Origin of the sequence: Nocardia sp. CA-136227, assembly GCF_050955695.1 — a bacterium.
Taxonomy (GTDB): Bacteria; Actinomycetota; Actinomycetes; order Mycobacteriales; family Mycobacteriaceae; genus Nocardia.
In genome coordinates, this window is the sequence record NZ_CP192081.1 from 7,152,117 (window position 1) to 7,172,753 (window position 20,637).

Sequence of the window (20,637 nt, forward strand, 5' to 3'; positions counted from 1 at the left end):
AGCAAGTGTCTCTCTACCGGTGTACCAGCATTTCCCCGGCCCGTTGCGCATTCAGTGGCTGAGTGCCGCGACGCCCAGCATGAACAGCACCCCGGCCAGGGTGCACACCAGCGGTCCCCGGGCCGGTTTGCCCGCGTGTGCCTCGGGCAGGATATCGGCCGTGGCGAGGTAGAGCAGGAAGCCCGCGAAATAACCCAAGAACAGTCCGACCAGTCCGGATGGGACGCGGACCACCGTGCCGATCACGGCGCCGATCACCGGCGCGACCGCGTCCAGCCCGAGCATGATCAGGCCGCGCTTGCGGGCATTGCCGTACAGCGTGGTCAGCGTGAAAGTGTTGAATCCGTCCGCGAAGTCGTGGCAGATGACCGCGATCGCCACCGCCACACCGGTCGCCGCGCCCGCCTGGAAACCGAAACCGATGCTCAGACCGTCGAGCGTGCTGTGGAAGACCAGCCCGCCCGCGGCCATCAGCCCCAGCGAACTGAAGTCGTGATTGTGCTGGTGAGCGACGAATTCGTCCTCGTAGCCGGTGTGGATCGCCATGGACCGCTCGATCACGTGCACGGTGAAGAAGCCGACCACCGCGGCCAGCAGCGGCACCGGCACCCCCAGCACCTCGCTGTCGTCGAGCTCCAGCGCCTCGGGCATCAGGTCGAATGCCACCACACCGAGCATGACGCCCGCGGCCAGCCCCAGCACCAGGCGCTTGCGCTCGCCGATGCGCACCGCCAGCAGCCCGCCCACCAGGGTCGAGCACATCGACAACAGGGCCAGCAGAATCGCCATTCCGCCAGCATGCCGACCGATTGCGGGGCCGTCGGCGCGGCGCGCCGGGGTGGGAAAACGGACGGATGGTTTGAGCTCCAGGGCATGCCGGAGTAGGCATGACTGCATGAGCACCGCTACCGCCTATGCCGTGAACGCCCCGGACGGGTCCTTCGAGAAGGTCGCCATCGAGCGCCGCGAACTCGGCCCCCACGACGTGCTGATCGACGTGAAGTACGCGGGCATCTGCCACTCCGACATCCACACCGCCCGCGACGAATGGCACGGGACCGCCTACCCGTGCGTGCCCGGCCACGAGATCGCCGGAATCGTGGCCGCCGTCGGCTCCGAGGTGACCCGGCACCGGGTCGGCGACCGCGTCGGCGTGGGCTGTCTGGTCGGCTCGTGCGGCGAGTGCGAGCCCTGCGTGGCCGGGGAGCAGCAGTACTGCACCCGGGGCGCGGTGTGGACCTACAACTCCCCCGTGTCCGCCGAACAGCAGGCCGGCGGGCGCACCCTCGGCGGCTACTCCACGCAGATCGTGGTCACCGAGGACTTCGTGCTGTCCATCCCCGAGGGCATCGGGCTGGATGTGGCCGCACCGCTGCTGTGCGCGGGCATCACCCTGTTCTCGCCGCTGCGGCACTGGAACGCCGGGCCCGGCAAGCGGGTCGCCATCATCGGCATGGGCGGGCTCGGGCACATCGGCGTGAAGATCGCCGCCGCCATGGGCGCGGAGGTGACCGTGCTCAGCCACTCGCTGTCCAAGCAGGAGGACGGCCGCCGGTTCGGCGCGCACCACTATTACGCCACCGGCGACCGCGCCACCTTCAAGCAGCTGCGCGGCGCCTTCGACCTGATCATCAACACCGTGTCCGCCGACCTGCCGATCGAGGACTACCTCAAGCTGCTGCGCCTGGACGGCAGCCTGGTGGCGCTGGGCCTGCCGAACCAGCCCTACAGCATCCGGGCCTCCGTGCTGTCGGGCTTCCGCCGCTCCCTGTCCGGCTCCATGATCGGCGGCATCGCGCAGACCCAGGAGATGCTGGACTTCTGCGCCGAGCACGGCATCGGCGCGGAGATCGAGGTCATCCCCGCGGACCGCATCGACGACGCCTACGAGCGCGTGATCGCCTCCGACGTGCGGTACCGCTTCGTCATCGACGCCGCCACCATGTGACACCGCGGGGCATTTCGCACCGGCCGCTGCGAAATACCCCGCGCCGCACGTGATTCACCGACGGCTACTGGCCCGACTGCTCGCGCAGGGCCTGTTTGGCGGCGTCCTGCACCTTGTCCACCGCGCCGGCGAACTTGCCGTCGGTCTGCTGGTCCAGCGCGTCGCCGGCCTTGTCGATCAATGGCTCCAGCTTGTCGGCGTGCTGGCCCGCCAGCTCCGCCGCCTTGCCCGCCGCGTCCTTCAACTGATCGAACATGCCCACGGTCCACACTCCTGTCTCGAAACAACGTCCAGGACAGGCTATCTCCGTACGACGGGCGGGACCGGCGCCGCTCAGTTCGCGGGCGGCGGGCTGAAGACGCCGAAGCGGTTGCCGGAGGTGTCGAGCAGTTCGGCGAAGACCAGGCCGTTCTTGGCGGTCATGGGCTGCAGGAACACCTTGCCGCCCTGCTTCTCGGCCGCGGCCAGGGTCGCGGCGACGTCCTGGACCAGCACGTAGAAGATGGCGTGGTTGGCCGAGGCGTCGTCGACGTGCGCGAGGCCGCCGGCGGGCATCTCGTTGCCCGGGTAGGTGATGAGGTCGTAGCCGCTGTCCTGGTCCGGGTCCTGGGCGAAGTTCCAGCCGAACAGGCCGTTGTAGAAGGTCTTCACCGAGTCGGGCTGGTCGCTGCCGACCTGGAACCAGGCGACGGTGTTGAAGGGCGGGGTGGTCATGGCTGTCTCCCGTGCGGTCGTCGTGGATTTCTCGTTCCCCACCACGATCTCGCCGCCCGGCGACAACCCCCTGTCGGTGTTTCCCGATCTTCTGTCGGTGTTTTCCGGACCTAGCCGAGCGAGATCATCCGGATCTCGTGCACCGGCTCGGCGGGGCTGCACGTCTCGATGGACCGCTCCGGCCCGATCCGCTCGGTCAGCTCGATCGCCTTCATCCGGTCGAGCCGGAAATTGCGCGGTTCGTCGCGCAGCAGGCACCAGCCCAGCAGGTACCAGCCCCGGCCGCCGTGCAACAGGGCCACCGGTTCCACCTCGCGCTCACTGAGCACGCCCGCCCGATCCAGGTATTCGATGCGCAGCACCCGCCGCGCCACCACGGCCTGCTCCACCTCGGGCGGCACCGGCATGGGCGCGATCGCCTCGGGCGATTCCAGCAGCCGCACCCGCAACGCCAATTGCCTTGCGGCGGCGGCGTTCTGGGCGGACATGGCGGCCAGGATCTTGCGCAGCGCGCTGCGCCCCGCGTCGGCGAACGGACCGCCGTCGGCGCGCGCCACCGCGACGGCCAGCGCCACCGCCTCGGCCGCGGTGAAGTTCAGCGGCGGCAGCGACATGCTCTTCTCCAGCGCGTACCCGCCCCGCCGCCCCACATCGGCGTAGATGGGCACCCCCGACTGCTGGAGCGCGCTGATGTCCCGCTCGACCGTGCGCACGCTCACCCCGTGCCGCGCGGCGAGTTCCCGTGCGGTGCGCAGGCGCGGCGACACCGCCCGCAACTCCTCGACGATCGCGTAGAGCCGGTCCGTGCGGTTCACGCCCACACCGTAGCGAGGCCCACCGACAATTCCGGAGGCCCCGGACCTACTTTCCCTGCTGGTCCGGCGGTATCTGATCGCCCTTCTGGTCGTGACCGATTCGCGACAGCGAACGCGCGGAACCCCGGTCCGATCGGCGGATCGAACCAGGGTTCCGGGGTGAGAACGCTACGGCCTCAAGCGGTTTCGCCCGCGGCCGCTTCCGCGCGGCGGCGGACCCGGCGGGCGGCGGCCACCAGATTGCGCAGCGACGGATCCAGCTGCCAGTGGTGGCGGGTCTTGAGACCGCCGTCCGGGTTGGCCCACAGCCGTTCCGGGCTGACGGCCTCGGCGGCCGCGGTGAGCAGCTCGTCCAGTTCGTCGATGTCCGGGATCCGCGCGGACCGCGATTCGTAGACGCCGGGGCCGACGCCGTGGGTGAGGCCGCGGCCCTCGGCGCAGTCCTCCTTCAACGCCTCCAGCACCCATTCGATCGAGCGGGTGGCGACGATGGCGGTGACGTCGGCGTCGAGTTCCTCGATGGCCGCCACCACGTCGCCGCGGCTGGAATAGCCGATATGCGTGTGGATCTGGGTCTCCGGCTTGATGCCGGAGGTGGCCAGCTTGAACGCGCCGACCGCCCAGCGCAGGTACTCGGCCTGCCCCTTCTTGCGCAGCGGCAGCAGCTCGCGGATGGACGGCTCGTCCACCTGGATGATGGCGATGCCAGCCTTCTCCAGGTCCACGACCTCGTCGCGGATGGCCAGCGCCACCTGGTCGGCGGTCTCGTAGAGCGGCTGGTCCTGACGCACGAAGGAGCGGGCCAGCATGGTGACCGGACCGGTGACCATGCCCTTGACCGGCTTGTCGGTGAGCGACTGCGCGTACGCCGTCCACGACACCGACATCGGCTCGGGGCGGGCCACGTCGCCGTACACGATCGGCGGCCGCACACAGCGGGAGCCGTACACCTGCACCCAGCCGAAGTGGGTGGTGGCAATGCCGTCCAGCTGTTCGGCGAAGAACTGGATCATGTCGTTGCGCTCGTGCTCGCCGTGCACCAGCACGTCCAGGCCGATGTCCTCCTGCAACCGGATGGTGGACTCGATCTCGGCTTCGATGCGCTTGCGGTACTCGTCGAACGACAGCCGGCCCTGACCGAGGTCGTGGCGCGCCTGCCGGGCGGTCGGGGTCTGCGGGAACGAGCCCAGCGTGGTGGCGGGCACCAGCGGCAGCCGAAGTTTGGCCTGCTGCGCCAGCTTTCGGGTCTCGTACGGTTCGCGCACCCGCATCTGCGGGGTCACGGCGTAGACGCGCTGGCGCACCGCGTGCTTCTGCTTGAAGTGCACCGAGGTCGGCTTCTTGCGCCACTTCTCCGAGGGGCCCTCGGTGAGCGCCTTGGCCAGCGAGACCACTTCCAGCACCTTCTGCTTGGCGAAGGCGAGGCGGTCGGCGACATTGCCCTCCAGCTCGTATTCGCGCAGCACGTCGTAGGGCACGTGCAGCAGCGAGGCGCCGGTGGACACCACCATGTCGGGGCAGACCTGGGCGAGCGCGTTGAGGTATTCCAGCGTCACGTACCGGTCGGCGCGCCACACATTGGTGCCGCTGATGACGCCGGCGTAGAGCCGCTTGCGCTTGATGCCGGGGATGGCGGCCAGGTCCTCGGGCCGGACCCGGTAGCTGGCCAGGTCCAGGCCGATGGCCTCGACCGCGGTGCGGCACAGGATTTCGGTGGCCTCACCGAAATCGCCGTACGAGCCGGTGACCAGCATGCGCGGACGCAGCGGGGCCTTGGACAGCCGCTGGTAGGTCTTCTCGAACAGCTCCATGGTGGACGGCGAGCGGTCGCTGGTGAAACAGGGCTCGTCGAGCTGCACACAGGTGGCGCCGCGCTTGGCGAGCACCTCGAACAGTTCCTCGTACACCGGTAGCAGCTTGTCGAGCAGCACCAGCTTGTCGAATTCGGTTTCGCCGGGCACGTGTCCGGTCTTGGACAGCAGCAGCAGCGACAGCGGGCCGAGCACCACCGGGCGCAGCTCGATGCCCGCGGCCTTCGCGCGGTCGAACTCGTCGAGCAGCGCTTCGGGGTGCAGCGAGAACTCGGTGTCGGTCTCGAGTTCCGGCTGCCGGTAGTGGTACGGCGTGTTCAGCAGCTTGACCAGCTCGAGCGGCGGCAGATCGGGCCGGCCGCGAGCCATCAGGAAGTAGAAGTCCAACGGGTCCAGGTCGTCCCGGAAGGGCTCGAACCGCTGCGGGACCGCGCCGAACAGCAGCGCGTTGTCGAGAACGTGGTCGTAGAAGGAGAAGGTGTTGCCGGGGACCTGGGTCAACCCGGTGGCAGCCAGCTCCAGATACTGACTCTCCTGAATCTCGCGCCCGACCGCGAGCAGTTCGTCACGGGAAAGCGTGCCGTGCCAATACGACTCGAGTGCACGCTTGAGTTCGCGGTGTTGCCCGATCCGCGGGTAACCCAGAATGCTGGACCCGAATCCGTCGGCGACGTTGACCATGAGAAGGACACTCCTTCCGAGCTGCGGGCCGGAATCGACCTGTTTGCAGCTTATGCCCGGTGAAGGTGGACGCCGCCACATGCCCGGCGACGCGCACCTGGGTAGAGAACGCGCGGCGCTCTCACGAGCGCCGCGCGGATCAGGAACTCAAGCGCGGTTGTACTGGTAGAAGCCCGCTCCGGCCTTCTTACCGAGGAGACCCGCTTCGACCATGCGCATCAGCAGCGGCGGCGCGCTGTAGAGCGGCTCCTTGAACTCCGAGTACATGGAGTCGGCGATGGACTTCACGGTGTCGAGGCCGACCAGGTCGGTCAGCGCCAGCGGGCCCATCGGGTGGGCACAGCCCAGCACCATGGCCTTGTCGACGTCTTCCTTGGTGGCGAAACCGGATTCGACCATCCGGATGGCCGAGAGCAGGTAGGGCACCAGCAGCGCGTTGACCACGAAACCGGAGCGGTCGGCGGAACGCACGACCTGCTTGCCCAACACGTCGGCGGCGAACTGCTCGGCGCGCTTGGTGACGGTCTCGGTGGTCTTGAGGGTGGTGACCAGCTCGACGAGCGGCAGCACCGGCACCGGGTTGAAGAAGTGCATGCCGACCACCCGCTCCGGGTTGTTGGTCGCCACGGCGATCTTCATGATCGGAATGGAGGAGGTGTTGGAGGCCAGCACCGCGTTGGGGTCGGTGACGACCTTGTCGAGTTCGCTGAAGATCGCGGTCTTCACGTCCTCGTTCTCCACGACAGCCTCGACCACCAGCTGGCGGTCGGCGAAGTCGCCGAGGTCGCTGGTGAAGCGCAGCCGCCAGGCGGTCTGCTCGCGCTCACGCTCGGTGATCTTGCCGCTGGACACCCCGCGGTCCAGCGACCGCAGGATGCGGGCGCGGCCGGCGGCGGCGAGTTCGCGGGTCTGCTCGAAGACGAGGACGTCGACGTGTGCCCGGGCGCAAACCTCTGCGATGCCCGCACCCATCTGTCCCGCGCCGATGATGCCGACGCGCTGAATCTTCTCTGTGCTCACGGTCCCGCTCCTGCTCTTTGGCCGTCGTGGCTGTGGATGAAGGCGTCGTACCGAACCGACCCTGCGCCTTCTTAAGGTCTTCGAAAAACGGTGGTGCAAAAAACGCTATAGGAAAATGCCCTCCCCGCCGGGGCTGTCGACGGGAAGGGCGGGTGAACACCGCCGGGAGGACAATTGCCGATCCTCCCGGCGGGTTCGGGTTCCCGGGACGGCGGAGGTTGTGATGCGACTACCGCCCCGGGCACAGGTTCTCGGAACCTGTGATGGCTCAGTGGAACTGGCCCTCTTCGGTCGAGCCCTTCAGCGCAGCGGTGCTGGTGTTGGGGTCGACGGTGGTGGCGATGGTGTCGAAGTAGCCGGCGCCGACCTCACGCTGGTGCTTGACGGCGGTGAAGCCACGCTCGGCGGCGGCCTTGAACTCGCGCTCCTGCAGGTCGACGAACGCGGTCATGCCCTCGCGAGCGTAGCCGTGCGCCAGGTCGAACATGCCATAGTTCAGCGAGTGGAAGCCGGCCAGGGTGATGAACTGGAACTTGAAGCCCATGGCGCCCAGCTCACGCTGGAACTTCGCGATGGTGGCGTCGTCCAGGTGCGCCTTCCAGTTGAAGGACGGCGAGCAGTTGTAGGCCAGCAGCTGGTCCGGGAACTCGCTGCGAACCGACTCGGCGAACTTGCGCGCGACCTCGAGGTCCGGCACGCCGGTCTCCATCCAGATGAGGTCGGCGTAGGGGGCGTAGGCCTTGGCACGCGCGATGCAGGGCTCGATGCCGTTCTTGGTGCCGAAGAAGCCCTCGGCGGTGCGGGTGCCGTCCAGGAACTCGCGGTCGCGCTCGTCCACATCGGAGGTGATGAGGGTGGCGGCCTCGGCGTCGGTGCGGGCGATGATCACCGACGGCACGTCAGCGACATCGGCGGCCAGACGCGCGGAGGTCAGGGTGCGGATGTGCTGCTGGGTGGGGATCAGCACCTTGCCGCCCAGGTGGCCACACTTCTTCTCGGAGGCCAGCTGGTCCTCCCAGTGCACGCCGGCCGCGCCGGAGGCGATCATGGCCTTCTGCAGCTCGTAGGCGTTCAGCGCGCCACCGAAGCCGGCCTCGGCGTCGGCGACGATCGGGGCCAGCCAGTTGGCGACCGAGGTGTCACCCTCGACCTTGGCGATCTCGTCGGCGCGCAGCAGCGCGTTGTTGATGCGACGCACCACGGCCGGGACCGAGTTGGCCGGGTACAGCGACTGGTCCGGGTAGGTGTGGCCGGAGAGGTTGGCGTCACCGGCGACCTGCCAACCGGACAGGTAGATGGCCTTCAGGCCGGCGCGAACCTGCTGCACGGCCTGGTTGCCGGTGAGGGCGCCCAGCGAGTTGATGTAGTCCTCGTTGTTGACGAGATCCCAGAGGATCTCGGCACCACGGCGAGCGAGGGTGTGCTCCTCGACGACGGTGCCCTGCAGCTTCACGACCTGCTCGGCGGTGTAGTTGCGGGTGACGCCCTTCCAGCGGGGGTTGGTGTCCCAATCCTGCTGGAGTTCCGCAGCGGTCTTCGGGGTGCCGACCTTCGACATCTCTGACTCCACTTCTTCGTTCGGTCTCGGTAAGCCCCGCGAGTCGAACTTCTGAGGAAAGTCCGACCACTGCTGGAGCGGCAATTTGCAGACTTGCTAGGCCCGCGAGGTGTACTTCCACACGATGGCACAGGAAAAAATGTCCGTCTACCTGTTGCAAGTGTGAATCCCCGCTAGCTTTCACCGGCATCTTGCTAAGCCTGCAAAATTTGCCTGTTAATAGCAGCGGTGGAATCTACTCGCCGGTAGCGCTGACGTGCAGTTTTGCATAACGCCCGTACTGTTTGGGTGATGCGGGCCACCGGTGCATGACGCGCCGACGGCCGTCCAGATGTGAGCACCTTCACAGCACAGTGTGATCTTGGTTGTTGTGAGGCATGCCACCGGGGTCCGATTTCCAGACCGTTCGGTCGACTGGGAACAAGTTTCTAGCGACGCTAGACAATCTAGCCGGAGTCTTGTTATCGTTGCTTCAGTTCCTAGCACCGCTAGATTTCAGCCGAAAGAGGCCCCCGATGTTCATCCTGACCGGCCAGATCCTCGTCGCCCTCGCGATCCTCGCCAATGCCGTCGTCTACGGAACCGACTGGTCCGTCGCCCTCATTACCCGGTCCGTCTACCGCGACCACCTGGACGACGCGACCGTCACGATCAGCGCCGGCTGGGGCCACTACTACGGCGACAAGCGCATGCCGATCTTCGGCGCCGGCGGCGTCGTCACCGCTGTCCTCGCCCTCGGCTGCGCGATCGCCGCCGGACAGGCCGCCGCCGCGGTCGCCGCCGGACTCGCGCTCGCCGCCCTGCTCACCTGGCTGGCCTGCTACGTCCTCATCGCCAAGCCGATCAACACCGCGCAGACCGCGGCCGCACAGACCGGCGTCATCCCCGCCGATGCCCGTGCGCTGCAGGACAAGTGGGACAGCATCCTCAACGCTCGGGTCGCCCTGCAGACCATCGCCCTGTCCGGCCTGATCGCCGCCCTGGCCCTGTTCTGACCGCCATCCCACCCGGCACGCGCGAGGCCCCGCACCGAATCCGATGCGGGGCCTCGCGTTTCCGGCGGACACCCCTCAGCCCGTCGACGGCTCGACGAGCGCCACGGGCGGTGGGGTGGGCGGCGGGCCGGGCTCGGTGGAGACCCGGGTCCCGCAGCTGGTCGCCACCACGAGCATGACCGTGACGGCGAACGCCAGCACCGCGGCGCAGCCGATGGCGAACCACCCGGCATGGATCCGGCGCGGGAACGGCACGTACATGCCGAGCCCGCCGACGTGGATGATCATCGGATCGCCTCCCGCCCCGCGCGATTCCGGACACCGGTGGCCAGCTCGCGGGATCCTGGGGAACAGGGATGGCATCGCTCGATCGGCCGTCGCGCCCGTGCTTCGTCCTCCTCGCGCGGCTCCGGCTCCCCTCCGTCGCCGGTGTCGCGCAGGGCGAGCAGGCACATGGCCTCGGTGAGGCCGAGCCCGATCAGCGCGGCGTGCAGGCTCGCGGCGTCCGCGTCGAATTCCCCTGTGGGCCCGGAAAACCCGAGCAGGATCAGCTCTGCGAGCCGGACACCCGCCAGGGCTTGTGCCCTGGTCAGTCGCCGCGTCGTGGGCAGGTACGAGAGCACCCACCGTCCCCGTCCCGGCTCGGGCACATCCACCCGGAACGCCACCTCGTGAGCGACGTCCGAGGTGATCAGCCACTCGTTTTCCCATACGGCCATACCGATCCTCCGTTCCACTCGGACCCGCCCCGTCCCGGCATTGCCCGACGCTTCCATTGGACCGTCCGCGAGCCGCCGTCCCCGTACCGCGATGTCCCGCCGTTTCTTCCCGGCCCGAACCGGCTCCGACCTGCGCCGAGAGCGGGCCCGGACCCGGAAGTTTCCCGCCCGGCCCCGGATTTCTTCGCTACCGTCGATAGCGAATACAGCTGTCCGCCAAGCGAATACGCCCGGATCTCCGATTGCCGGGCGATGGCGGGCGGTCGAGGAGGTGCCCCGATGGAGTCGACCGCCGCTTCCTCGCAGGAGATCGCCCGGCTCGGCCGTTCGCTGCGGGCGCTCGGATTGAGCGAGCAGACCTTGGTGGAGCCGCTGGCCGTCGAGCTGATGCGGCGGGGGCTGCGGCCGCGGACGGCGTGGCGCAAGGCCAACGGCCTCAATCAGCGGCAGGCGGCGGAACGCTTCAATCAGCTTGCGCCCCTGGTGGATCCGGACGGACATCGGGAGCCGCGGATGAAGAACAGCCGGCTGTGCGAGATCGAGAAGTGGCCCGCCCGCACCCCGGAGGGGTACGGCTATCGGGCGCCCGCGCTGCACACGCTGGAGTTGCTCGCGCTGGTGTACAACACCACCTGGGACCGGCTGGTCGACGTCGAGGATCTGGCGCACCTGTCGACGGGCGATCGCCGCGCCTACCAGTCCGCGCGGGAACGCCTGGGGCTCAATCGGACCGGCGCCGGGCAGCTGTACGTTCCCACGGCGGATTCGACGACCTTCATCGGCCGCCGCCACCCCATGGAGGAGATGCGCCGCCGGGTGGACCTGCACTTCCTGGGCGACTCCCGCGCGCAGTTGATCACGGGTGTAGCCGGGGTCGGGAAGACCGCCTTCACCCGGCAGCTGGTCGCCAAGTTCGCCGACCGCTTCCCGGACGGCGCGGTGTGGCTGGGGATGCGCAGTCACGATCGGGAGGCGGGCGCGACCAGCGCGTCCCGGCTGCTGGCGGCGGGCCTGAGTCAGCTGGGGGTGCGGCCGCCGCTGCGGGCCGATCAGGGCCGGTTGGCGCAGCTGTGGCGGCGGGAGACCGCGGGGCGGCGGCTTCTCGTGGTGTTCGACGATGTGCTGGAGAGCAAGCAGATCCGGCCGCTGCTGCCGCAGTCGCCGAGCTGCTTCGTGGTGATCACGAGCCGGCGTCCGCTGACCGGCATGGTGCGGGTCAATCAGCTGGAGCTGGAGCCGCTGGGCCCGGACGAGGCCGAGGAGATGCTGGCCACGCTGGGCAATCTGGGCGCGGGCTACGACTCCGTGGCGGCTCGCCGGATCGTGGAGGTGGCGGGCGGGCTGCTGCTGCCGATCCGCTTGGTCGCGGGCCGGATCAGCCGCCGGCCGGGACTGTTGGCGGACCTGCGTGACGACCTCGACGCCCTGAGCACCCTGGTGACCCTGCCCGCGACCGGGCCGAGCGTGGGTATGTGCCCCGCGGAGCTGATCCTCGACAAGTTCTCCGCCGAGGACGAGTCCATGCGTGATGCCTTCGCCCTCTCGTACGCCCGGCTCCGCGACGAGGAGGCGCGGCGCGCGGTGCGGCTGCTCGGCTGGTTCCCGAGTTCGACGGTGTCCTCGGATGATTTCGCGGCCATGGCGCAGGCCGAGGACTCGGCCGCGAAACGCCTGCTGCAGCGGGTCTTCGAGGACGGGATGATCGATCAGCTCGCCAGCCGTCCGGGTCATCAGCGGTATCGGATGCACAATCTGCTCCACCTCTACGCCCGCTGCCGCGCCGACGCGGAGAGCCTGCCCGGCGAGCACGGGGCCGCGCTGGGCCGCCTGCTCGGGCACTATCTGGAGACGGCGAGCGGTATCGGCAAACCGCGCCCCTTCGACACCGTGCATCCACACGCGGGCCGCGACTTCCGCAATCCGAACATGGCCGTCATGCAGGCCCGGCTGTGGTTCGAGGAGCGGCTGGGCACCATGCTGGCGTGCGCCCGCACCGCCGAACGCACCTCGGACACCGCGCGGTTCGCCGATTTACTGGCCGGGCAGCTCGCCACCCTGGGCTATCTGGCCGAGAGCCGCAGCATGTTCGAGCTCGCCACCTCGATCAATCACGCCATCGGCGACCGGACCGCCGAATGCGACGCCTGGTACGGCCTCGGTCACCTGCTCAATACGGTGCGCGAATACTCCAGGGCCGCGCTCTGTTTCGAGCATGCCCGCCGGCTGGCCGAGGACATCGGCGATCATGCCCGCACCGCCCGCGCCCTGCTCTGGCATGCCGCCGCGCTGCGGCACCAGGATCGCCGCGATGCCGCCCGCGACGCGGTCCGGCAGGTCCTGCGCATCGCGCATTCGCTCGATGACCTGCATCTGGAGTGCGACGCCCTGCGCGAGCTCGGCCATATCGAGCGGCTCAGCGAGCGCTACGCCGCGGGCGACGAGTACTACCACCGGGCGCACGCCATCGCCCGGCGGATCGGGGACGGCTACTGCGAGGGCTGGTCGGTGTGGGGGCTGGGCGGGATCGCGGGTCTGCGCGGCGACCTGGACGAAGCCTGGACGCTGTTCGAGGAGGCGTACCGGATCAGCAAGGAGATCCCGGACACCCTGCTCCAGATCGACACCCTGCGCGGCTTCGGCCACATCCACCGCAATCGCGGCGAATTCGATTCCGCCCGTATCAAATACGAGGAATCGCGCGCCCTCACCCGCGGTATGTCCGACGCGGGCGGTGAGGCGGCCGCGTGGTGGGCGCTCGGCGAACTCGAACGCCGCGCCGACAACCCGGCCCTGGCGCAGGTCTATCTCGAGAAGGCCCGCACCCTCTGCGAGGGCATCGATCCCGCCCGCCTGCTGAAGGTCCAGCAGACGCTGACCGCGCTCGGCGCGTGACGGTGTGGCCCGTCGGTCCGGCCCGCACCGTCCCATCTGGTCCGATGTGCGGCGGGCCGGTCGGGCTACCCTTCTGGTCACTTGGCCAGCGAACCCGCGCGGGCGGGATTACCCTGCTCGCGTGAGTCCCGAACGCTGCGATGGAATTCTGCTCGCGGCCGGTGCCGGTCGGCGATATGGCATGCCGAAAGTGCTGGCCGAGGGTGGCGCGTGGCTGCGCGGGGCGGTGCGGGCGCTGCGGGACGGCGGCTGCGAACGGACCGTCGTGGTGCTGGGCGCGACCGGACCCGCGTATCGGGCGGCGGACGGGGGTTGGCTGGTGTCGCAAACCTCGGGCATAGCGATTCCCGAAGGCGTGCAACCCATTTGGGCCGAGGACTGGGACCTCGGACTGAGCGCGTCGACCCGTGCGGGCCTGGCCGCGGCGGCCGCGCCCGGGATCGCCACACGCTCCTCGGCGACCGCTCCCGCCGAGTTCGTGGCCATCATGCCGGTGGATACACCGGACGTCGGCCCCGAGGTGGTGGCGCGGGTGATCGCGGCGGCGCGGGCGAGCGAGAGCCGGGTGGCGCGCGCGTTCTTCGGGTCGGTTCCGGGTCATCCGGTGGTGCTGGGGCGCGCGCACTGGGCGGGGGTCCGCGCGAGCGCGGAGGGAAATTCGGGGGCGGGCACTTATTTACGAGAACGAGCGGATATGGTGTGCGTCACGTGCGATGACCTCGCTACGGGGATCGATCGGGATTATCCGGCGGGCAGCGCACTGTGAGCGGGAGCATGTGATGCGGGAAATCATCGACGACCTTCTTCGGGTGTGGCACAGCGGGCGGACCGGAGGATTGGCCACTCTCGTTCGGGCACAGGGCGCGACGCCGGTGCCGATCGGTTCGGCCATGGTGGTGGACGCCGACGGCCGGGCCTTCGGATCCATCTCGGCGGGCTGCGCCGAGGCCGCCGCGTACGAGGCGGCCGCGGAGTCGGCGCGCACCGGCCGGCGCGGGCTGCAGCGGTTCGGTCCGGGCAGCGGCCTGGACGCCCAGATGGACTGCGTCGGCACCCTCGACGTCTTCACGGAACCGTTCTCGCGCAGGCACTTTCCGGAATTCCCGGATATCGCGGCGGATATCGACGCGCAGCGTCAGGTCACCCTGTTCACCGTGGTCTGGCATTCCGATCCGGACGTGATCGGGCAGCACCTCATCACCGACCGCAAGCACGGCACCGAGCTGGTCTCGCTCCCCGACTCCGACGTGTTCGTGTCCTCGTTCGCCCGCCCGCCGCATCTGATCCTGGTGGGGGCCAATGCTTTCGCGAGCGCGCTGGCCACTCAGGCCCGGATGCTCGGCTACCGGATCACCATCGTCGACGCCCGCCCGACCTTCGCCAACTCGACCGCCTATCCCGGCTGCGAGGTGGTGGTGGACTGGCCGCACCGCTATCTCAACACCCTGGCCTCGGCCGGTGAGATCGATCGCGAGACCGCCATGGTGGTGCTCTCGCACGACCCGAAGTTCGAAATCCCTTTGCTCACCGTCGCTTTGCGACTGCCCGAGCTGGGGTATCTGGCCGCCCTGGGTACCCCGGCGTCACACGGGCATCGGCTGGAGGCCCTGCAGGCGGGTGGTTTCAGCGACGAGACCCTCGCCCGCCTGCACTCCCCGGCGGGCCTGGACGTGGGGGCGCGCACCCCGGCCGAGACCGCCGTCTCGATCACCGCCGAACTGCTGGCGGTCCGCAACGGCCGGTCGGCCGAGCCGCTGTCCACCTCGCCGGGTGGGGGCCGGCGGCACGTGCAACTGGCGCGCTGACCCCCGGTCCCGATCTACTGCTTCAATTCCGGGTGCTCGGCGAACATCTCCTTCAGCACCGACAGGTCGAACAGCTGCTCGGCCTTGATGTCGATCTTGGACTTGCCGAGCGCCGCGATGTTCTGCGCGATGAGCTCGTCGGTCATGGTGAACAGGCCGTTGGCCTTGGTGTTCGCGGACACCACCAGATCGTTCTGCGCCATCGCCTCGAGCGACTGTTCCTTCAGTTCCAGCCGCTGGTCCTTGCCGTACACCTCGACGGCCAGCCGCGCCGCCTCGCCGGGATTGGCGACGGCGTCCTTCCAGCCCTTCACCTCCGCCATCAGGAACGCCTTCAGCTTGTCGCGCTCGGTGTCGATGGTCTTCTGATGCACGGTCAGCGTCTCCGCGACCAGCGGCAGCCCGAAGTCGGCGAACAGGAAGTTGATGTTCTGGAATCCCTTGGAAGCCAAGGTGATCGGCTCGTTGGTGGCGTAGCTGACCCAGCCGTCCACCTCGCCGTTGGCCAGCGGCGTCGGATCGTATTGCGCGGGCACCACGGTGACGTCGCCCGGCGACATGTTGTTGGCGGCGAGCAGCGCGTTGAAGATGAGCTGATTGGTGTCCTGCACCCCGATCTTGCGGCCCTTCATGTCCTGCGGGCTGCGGATCGGCTTGTTCGCGGCACTCACGATGCAGAAGGGGTTCTTCTGATACGTGGTGCCGACGATCTTGGCGGGCAGACCCTCCAGAACGGCGGGCGCGGTGGTCTGCGGCGCGGACATGCCGATCCAGATCTTGCCGGTGCCGAGCCCGGCCTCCACCGAGGTGCTGGCCGCGCCGCCCGCGATCAGATTCACCGACCCGAATCCGGCGTCCTTGAAATAGCCCTTGGAATCGGCGAAATACTCCCCCGCGAATTCGATATTCTTCAGCCAGGACAACTGCACCGCCACGGTCCCGAACTTGGAACCGTCGGCGACACTGCCGTTCCCGCCGCCCGACGAGTCCTTTCCGCAGGCGGCGAGCACCCCGGCCGCGCTCACCGCCGCACCGGCCAACCCGGCGTAGCGGAAGAAGGAGCGACGGCCCATGGACAACTGCGCGGCCGGAACCGGCCGGAACAAACCACTCATGCGGCGAATGTAGGCCGTTTCGATTTCCGATTTTTTGCTTTGGCCAACGTATTTGTATGCGCCGCGTTAACTCGTGTGCTCAATCCCGTCCGGCGCGCGGCGAGAAGCGAGCCAGCACCAGGTTCTCCAAGACGCCGACCACCGCGTAGGCCACCACCGACACCACCGTGACCAGCGCGATCGAGGCCCACAACCGGTTGTACTGGAACGTGGGTATCGCGCGAATCAGACCCGCGCCCAAACCTGTTCCGCTGCCCAGCCATTCGCCGAGCAGTGCCCCGATGAGCGCGCCCGGCACCGAGATTCGCGCCGCCGCGAACACCGACGGCAGCGCGGCGGGCAGGGCCACCATGCGCAGCGCCGTCCAATGCGAACCCCCGTAGGCCACCACGAGTTCGGTGGCCTGCCGGGGCGCGGACCGCAAGCCGGTCATGATCATCACCAGCGCTGGGAAGAACACCACGATCGCCGCCATGACGGTCACACCCAGCAGCCCGCGGCCGAACACCAGCACGATGATCGGGGTGATCGCGACCAGCGGCACCGACCGCAGCAGCATGGCCACCGGCATGAACGCCTGCGCCACCGCCGGGACTCCCACGAACACCGCGGCCACCAGCAGCGCCGCGCCCATCCCGGAACCGAACCCGATCGTCGCGTCCCGCAGCGTGATCCGCAGTTCGCCGAAGATGATCCTGCGGGCGGACTCGGAGGTGGGCCCGGTGACCAGGTACCGCCACACCTCGCCCGGACTCTTGCCGACCAGCCCGACCTGCGGATACAGCTTCAGGAAGCCGTACCACAGCGCCACCAGCAGGATCAGCGAAACCAGCAGCGGCAGCAGGAATCTGCCTATCGGCCGAAGCATGTTCAGGGTTCTCATCACGCCTCCGCTCGCGTCCACGGCACCGCGATCCGGGCCACCAGCGCCACGAGGGCATAGCCGAGTCCGGCCAGCGCGGCCGCGGCCAGCGCCATGCCCCAGGTGCGCGGCACGTTGTAGGCGGTCTGCGCGGCGGTCAGCGCCACCCCGATGCCGCTGTCCACGCCGCCCAGGTACTCGCCGATGATCGCGCCCAGCACCGCGGACGGCGCGGCAATCTTCAAGGCCGCCAAGGTGTTCGGCAGCGCCGCGATCAGCTGCACCCGCCACAGTCGCTGCCGGCGCCCGCCGCCGTAGGCGCGCACCAGGTCCAGTCCGGTCGGATCGGCCGACCGCAGGCCCGACACCGTCCCGACCATGGTGGTGAAGAAGCAGTACATGGCCGCCAGGAACACCGTGGGCGTGCGGCCGCCGAACACCACCAGGATGATCGGCCCCAGCGCCAGCAGCGGCGTGCAGTAGCTGAGGATGGCCAGCTGGGTGACCAGCATTTCGATCGGCGGGATCAGCACCACCAGTACCGCGAGCGCGATGGCCAGCCCGTTCCCCCACGCGAAGCCCTGCAGCGCGCCCCACGCGGTGATCCGGAAGTTCGGCCCGTAGAGCGCCCAGCCGTCGGTGTACATGGTGCGCAGCACGGTCCACGGGCTGGGCACCGTGCCGCCCGCGACGCGGAGCTCGGCCAGCAGGGTCCACAGCAGGAGCAGCGCGAGAATGCCCGCCGCGCCGCCGATTCGGGACAGGCGGTTCATTCCGTCGCCACCCCTCCGTGCCCGCTGCGCCCGAACAGCAGCTCCGACAGGTAGTCGTGCAGCTTGTGGAATTCGGGGGTGCGCATCATCTCCGGGGTACGGGGCCGCGGCAGATCGATCTCGACGATCTCCACCACCCGGCCCGGCCGCGGGCTCATCACCGCCACCACGTCGGAGAGGAAGACGGCCTCGGCGATGCCGTGCGTGACCATCAGGGTGGTGGCGGGTTTCTCGGTCCAGATGCGCAGCAGTTCCAGGTTCAGCCGCTGCCGGGTCATGTCGTCGAGCGCGCCGAACGGTTCGTCGAGCAGCAGGATGGTCGGCTTCACCACCAGCGCGCGGGCGATCGAAACCCGTTGCCGCATACCGCCGGACAGCTGCGCGGGCTTGCTCTTCTCGAAGCCCTCCAGCCCGACCAGCGCGATCAGGTCCGCGATCAGCTCCTTGTCCACCGGCAGGCCCGCCACCTGCAACGGCAGCTTGATATTGGATTCCACACTGCGCCACGGCAACAGCGCCGAATCCTGGAAGGCGATCCCGAACTGATGCCGCCGCCGCAGCTCGGCCGGGGTCTCGCCATTGATCCGCGCCGTCCCCGCCGACGGCGACTCCAGATCCGCGAGAATCCGCAGGATCGTGGACTTGCCGCAGCCCGAGGGCCCCAGCAGCGACAGGAACGCGCCCTGTTCGGTGTGCAGATCCACCGCGTCCAGCGCGGCCACCGTCCGCCGCCCCGACCGGAAGGTCTTGCTCAGCCCGCTGATGTGAATGCCCGTCCCCGCGGCCACTTCCGAACTCATAGGGCCACGGTAGGTGCCCGCAATTGCGGGCGGATTGCGAATGAACAGACGAGATGACCGACTTGTTACGGTGCGGCCGGATCGCTCACCAGAAGCTCGACGGCTCGAACCAGTCGCGCGCCTCGCGGCGGAACAGCAGCACGATCACCGCCAGCGACACCAGCGGACCCAGCGGACCCGGCGGCCGCCCGTCCAGAATCGACGGCACCGTCCAGAACATGTTCAGCACCGCCACCAGGATCGCGCCGACCCGGATCGCCTGGCCCTCGGAATGGAAGGTCAACCCCATCAGCCCGAGCAGCAGCGCCGGGACGAACGGCACCCCCGTCGCGATGGCCGCCGTCGAACCCATCAACCAGCCCGAGGCCGCCACGCACAGCACACCCAGCCCACCCATGCCCACGGCGAGCACCTGCGCCGCGCGCACCACCCGCGGCATCCGATATCCATTCCCGACACCCGACCCTTGATCGGGTTGAGTCTCCAGGTCCGACACTCCCCCAACGTAACCCCGAGCCATCTCCCGATCGGGCCACCACGCCGCCGGGTCTGTTTTCCCCCGCGGGCTCGCTGCGGCCTACGGGCGGACCGCGACCGTCTCCAGTTCCCGCACCCGCACGGTGGGCAGCAGCCGGTCCCGCAGCACCCGATCGATCTCGCCCGCGACCGGGATCACCACCGCCGCGGCCGAGGTGGCGACCGCGTCGGCGAGCAGCGCCGGCCAATCGGGAGCGGGCTCGGCGGCCAGCGCCGCGATGATGGCCGCCACCGCCGCGTCCCCCGCCCCGGTGGGGTTGCCCGCCAGCGGCTTCGGCAGTGCGGCCGTCCAGGCCCGGGTCGGGGTCACCGCCACCATGCCGTCGCCGCCGCGGGTCACCACCACCGCGCCCACACCGTCCGCGATCAGGGGTTCCACGGTCGCCAGGATCTCCGGGACGGTGCCCGCCGGGCGGCCGGTCAGCCGTTCCAGCTCCTCGACATTCGGCGTGAGCACGATGCCCGGCACCCGCGCCGCCAATTCCAGTGTCTGACCGTCACAATCGCAGACCGTGGGCACGCCCCGGGCGATGGCGGTGCGGGCCAGCTCCGCGGGCAGCCCCGCACTCACCCCGCCCGGCAGCGACCCGGAGATGACCAGTCCGCTCATGTCCGACAGCAGCCCCGCCACCCGCACCCGCAACTGATCCACCGCGCGCGGCTCGGTGACCCGCGGCCCCGGCTCCCACAGCGCGGTCGCGGTGCCGTCGTCGGACTCGCTGATCACCACGGTGCGCCGCACCCACGGCAGCGCGTGCACGAAGTCCACCGGCATCTCGAGTTCCGCCGCGGCCGCGAAGGAGTGATCCGAGAACCCGGTGGCGCGGGCGTACTTGCCGAGCTGGTTGAGCACCCGCGTGACATTGATGCCACGCCCGCCCAGCCGCTGGTCCACCGAGTGCACCCGATGCGCGCGACCACGCTCGAAATGCTCCACCCGGTAGGTCATGTCGTAGGCGGGGTTCATGGTCACGGTGACGATCACCCCACCATCACGGCACGTCACGGCACCGGATGCAACCCCTGGAAGGCAATGTGGCACCGAATGTCGTTGCCGTTCGGAGACATTCGAGGGGCAGGATGTCGGCCGTGCATTCGCTCCCGCCGAAACACCTCCTGCTGCAAGCCTGCCGCGGCCTGCCCCCCGACGACCATCCGGTACTGCGCTGCGCCGGATTACTCGCGGACCTGCACGAGCGGCGACTCACCTCCGCCGACGGCACCCACCGCATCGACCACGACCGGGCCCGGCTGGTGCACGATATCGACTGCTGGGTGGCGGCCGAGATGCCCAAGGCCGCCCGCGACGCGCACCTGCACACCGAGACCGTCGGCACCGTGGTGGACCGGCTGGCCCAGTTCTCCGCGCTGGCCTACCTGTCCCTCGCCATGTCGCCCGACGCCGCCACGCTCGACGCCGCCCAGCGGCTCACCGAATTGGCCATCGCCTACGAGGATCTCGCGGGCGAACTCGCGGCGGGCCGCCGCCGGCTACCGAACCTCACCGGCACCCACGACTACGAATCCTGACCACCGCGAGACATGACCGCGGCCGGCGGTGCCCGGCGAGGGGGCGGGGCACCACCGGCCAC

Annotated in this window: 21 protein-coding genes; 6 read left to right on the top strand and 15 right to left on the bottom strand. The window is 69.2% G+C overall.

The genetic code is table 11. From position 1 onward, the window contains the following. Positions 1 to 51: 51 nt before the first annotated feature. Positions 52 to 789, bottom strand: a complete 738-nt coding sequence (locus ACQP06_RS33110) for a ZIP family metal transporter (protein WP_433668866.1) — start codon at positions 787 to 789, stop codon at positions 52 to 54. A 106-nt stretch (positions 790 to 895) separates the two neighbouring features. Here ACQP06_RS33110 and ACQP06_RS33115 point away from each other — a divergent pair, with 106 nt between their 5' ends. Next, positions 896 to 1,948, top strand: coding sequence for an NAD(P)-dependent alcohol dehydrogenase (locus ACQP06_RS33115; RefSeq protein WP_433668867.1), 1,053 nt, complete (start codon positions 896 to 898; stop codon positions 1,946 to 1,948). Between the two features lie 64 nt (positions 1,949 to 2,012). On the opposite strand, the gene ACQP06_RS33120 is transcribed toward ACQP06_RS33115, so the two are convergent. The 6 genes from ACQP06_RS33120 to aceA form a co-directional block, all read right to left on the bottom strand. After that, the gene (locus ACQP06_RS33120; RefSeq protein WP_357281948.1) at positions 2,013 to 2,204 is read right to left on the bottom strand and encodes an antitoxin; all 192 of its coding nucleotides are present in this window, start codon (positions 2,202 to 2,204) and stop codon (positions 2,013 to 2,015) included. 77 nt (positions 2,205 to 2,281) lie between these two features. Next, the gene (locus ACQP06_RS33125; RefSeq protein ID WP_357281949.1) at positions 2,282 to 2,662 is read right to left on the bottom strand and encodes a VOC family protein; all 381 of its coding nucleotides are present in this window, start codon (positions 2,660 to 2,662) and stop codon (positions 2,282 to 2,284) included. A 110-nt stretch (positions 2,663 to 2,772) separates the two neighbouring features. Further along, entirely contained in the window at positions 2,773 to 3,477 is a 705-nt protein-coding gene (locus ACQP06_RS33130; protein ID WP_433668869.1) for a helix-turn-helix transcriptional regulator, read from the bottom strand. A gap of 176 nt (positions 3,478 to 3,653) precedes the next feature. Beyond that, complete coding sequence (metE, locus tag ACQP06_RS33135; RefSeq protein ID WP_433668871.1) at positions 3,654 to 5,969, bottom strand: 5-methyltetrahydropteroyltriglutamate--homocysteine S-methyltransferase; 2,316 nt, start codon at positions 5,967 to 5,969, stop codon at positions 3,654 to 3,656. Positions 5,970 to 6,116: 147 nt separating this feature from the next. Beyond that, positions 6,117 to 6,989 carry a 3-hydroxybutyryl-CoA dehydrogenase gene (locus ACQP06_RS33140; protein WP_433668873.1) on the bottom strand — a complete coding sequence of 291 codons (873 nt, stop codon included), beginning with the start codon at positions 6,987 to 6,989 and terminating at the stop codon, positions 6,117 to 6,119. Positions 6,990 to 7,257: 268 nt separating this feature from the next. Continuing rightward, positions 7,258 to 8,547, bottom strand: a complete 1,290-nt coding sequence (gene aceA, locus ACQP06_RS33145) for an isocitrate lyase (protein ID WP_433668875.1) — start codon at positions 8,545 to 8,547, stop codon at positions 7,258 to 7,260. Between the two features lie 515 nt (positions 8,548 to 9,062). Between aceA and ACQP06_RS33150 the strand changes: the two genes are divergently transcribed. Beyond that, on the top strand, positions 9,063 to 9,542 hold the full coding sequence (locus tag ACQP06_RS33150) for a DUF1772 domain-containing protein (protein ID WP_433668877.1): 480 nt from the start codon (positions 9,063 to 9,065) through the stop codon (positions 9,540 to 9,542). Positions 9,543 to 9,617: 75 nt separating this feature from the next. Here ACQP06_RS33150 and ACQP06_RS33155 read toward each other — a convergent pair whose 3' ends face one another. Both ACQP06_RS33155 and ACQP06_RS33160 read right to left on the bottom strand, forming a co-directional pair. Beyond that, the gene (locus ACQP06_RS33155) at positions 9,618 to 9,830 is read right to left on the bottom strand and encodes a hypothetical protein (protein WP_433668879.1); all 213 of its coding nucleotides are present in this window, start codon (positions 9,828 to 9,830) and stop codon (positions 9,618 to 9,620) included. After that, positions 9,827 to 10,261: a hypothetical protein gene (locus tag ACQP06_RS33160; protein ID WP_433668881.1), complete on the bottom strand. Its 435-nt coding sequence runs from the start codon at positions 10,259 to 10,261 to the stop codon at positions 9,827 to 9,829. Before ACQP06_RS33160 ends, ACQP06_RS33155 begins: the two co-directional genes overlap by 4 nt. 279 nt (positions 10,262 to 10,540) lie before the next feature. Between ACQP06_RS33160 and ACQP06_RS33165 the strand changes: the two genes are divergently transcribed. The 3 genes from ACQP06_RS33165 (at position 10,541) to ACQP06_RS33175 (ending at position 14,958) form a co-directional block, all read left to right on the top strand. Beyond that, positions 10,541 to 13,153 carry a tetratricopeptide repeat protein gene (locus tag ACQP06_RS33165; protein WP_433668883.1) on the top strand — a complete coding sequence of 871 codons (2,613 nt, stop codon included), beginning with the start codon at positions 10,541 to 10,543 and terminating at the stop codon, positions 13,151 to 13,153. Between the two features lie 121 nt (positions 13,154 to 13,274). Continuing rightward, a complete protein-coding gene (locus ACQP06_RS33170; RefSeq protein WP_433668884.1) occupies positions 13,275 to 13,919 on the top strand; it encodes a nucleotidyltransferase family protein in 645 nt (214 codons plus the stop codon). 13 nt (positions 13,920 to 13,932) lie between these two features. Further along, on the top strand, positions 13,933 to 14,958 hold the full coding sequence (locus tag ACQP06_RS33175) for an XdhC family protein (protein WP_433668886.1): 1,026 nt from the start codon (positions 13,933 to 13,935) through the stop codon (positions 14,956 to 14,958). Positions 14,959 to 14,972: 14 nt separating this feature from the next. On the opposite strand, the gene ACQP06_RS33180 is transcribed toward ACQP06_RS33175, so the two are convergent. From ACQP06_RS33180 to ACQP06_RS33205, 6 genes are all read right to left on the bottom strand, one after another. Continuing rightward, complete coding sequence (locus ACQP06_RS33180) at positions 14,973 to 16,073, bottom strand: ABC transporter substrate-binding protein (RefSeq protein WP_433668888.1); 1,101 nt, start codon at positions 16,071 to 16,073, stop codon at positions 14,973 to 14,975. Between the two features lie 79 nt (positions 16,074 to 16,152). Beyond that, positions 16,153 to 16,956, bottom strand: a complete 804-nt coding sequence (locus ACQP06_RS33185; protein ID WP_433668890.1) for an ABC transporter permease — start codon at positions 16,954 to 16,956, stop codon at positions 16,153 to 16,155. Next, positions 16,956 to 17,708 (bottom strand): ABC transporter permease, encoded by a 753-nt coding sequence (locus tag ACQP06_RS33190; RefSeq protein ID WP_433668892.1) that lies wholly within the window; start codon positions 17,706 to 17,708, stop codon positions 16,956 to 16,958. The genes ACQP06_RS33185 and ACQP06_RS33190 overlap by 1 nt, the downstream gene beginning before the upstream one ends. Then, the gene (locus ACQP06_RS33195; RefSeq protein WP_433668894.1) at positions 17,705 to 18,508 is read right to left on the bottom strand and encodes an ABC transporter ATP-binding protein; all 804 of its coding nucleotides are present in this window, start codon (positions 18,506 to 18,508) and stop codon (positions 17,705 to 17,707) included. Before ACQP06_RS33195 ends, ACQP06_RS33190 begins: the two co-directional genes overlap by 4 nt. An 85-nt stretch (positions 18,509 to 18,593) precedes the next feature. Then, entirely contained in the window at positions 18,594 to 18,947 is a 354-nt protein-coding gene (locus tag ACQP06_RS33200) for a hypothetical protein (RefSeq protein ID WP_433668896.1), read from the bottom strand. A 138-nt stretch (positions 18,948 to 19,085) separates the two neighbouring features. Beyond that, the gene (locus tag ACQP06_RS33205; protein WP_433668898.1) at positions 19,086 to 20,051 is read right to left on the bottom strand and encodes a hexose kinase; all 966 of its coding nucleotides are present in this window, start codon (positions 20,049 to 20,051) and stop codon (positions 19,086 to 19,088) included. Positions 20,052 to 20,134: 83 nt separating this feature from the next. Here ACQP06_RS33205 and ACQP06_RS33210 point away from each other — a divergent pair, with 83 nt between their 5' ends. Continuing rightward, positions 20,135 to 20,575, top strand: a complete 441-nt coding sequence (locus ACQP06_RS33210; RefSeq protein ID WP_379274079.1) for a DUF4254 domain-containing protein — start codon at positions 20,135 to 20,137, stop codon at positions 20,573 to 20,575. Positions 20,576 to 20,637: the final 62 nt, after the last annotated feature.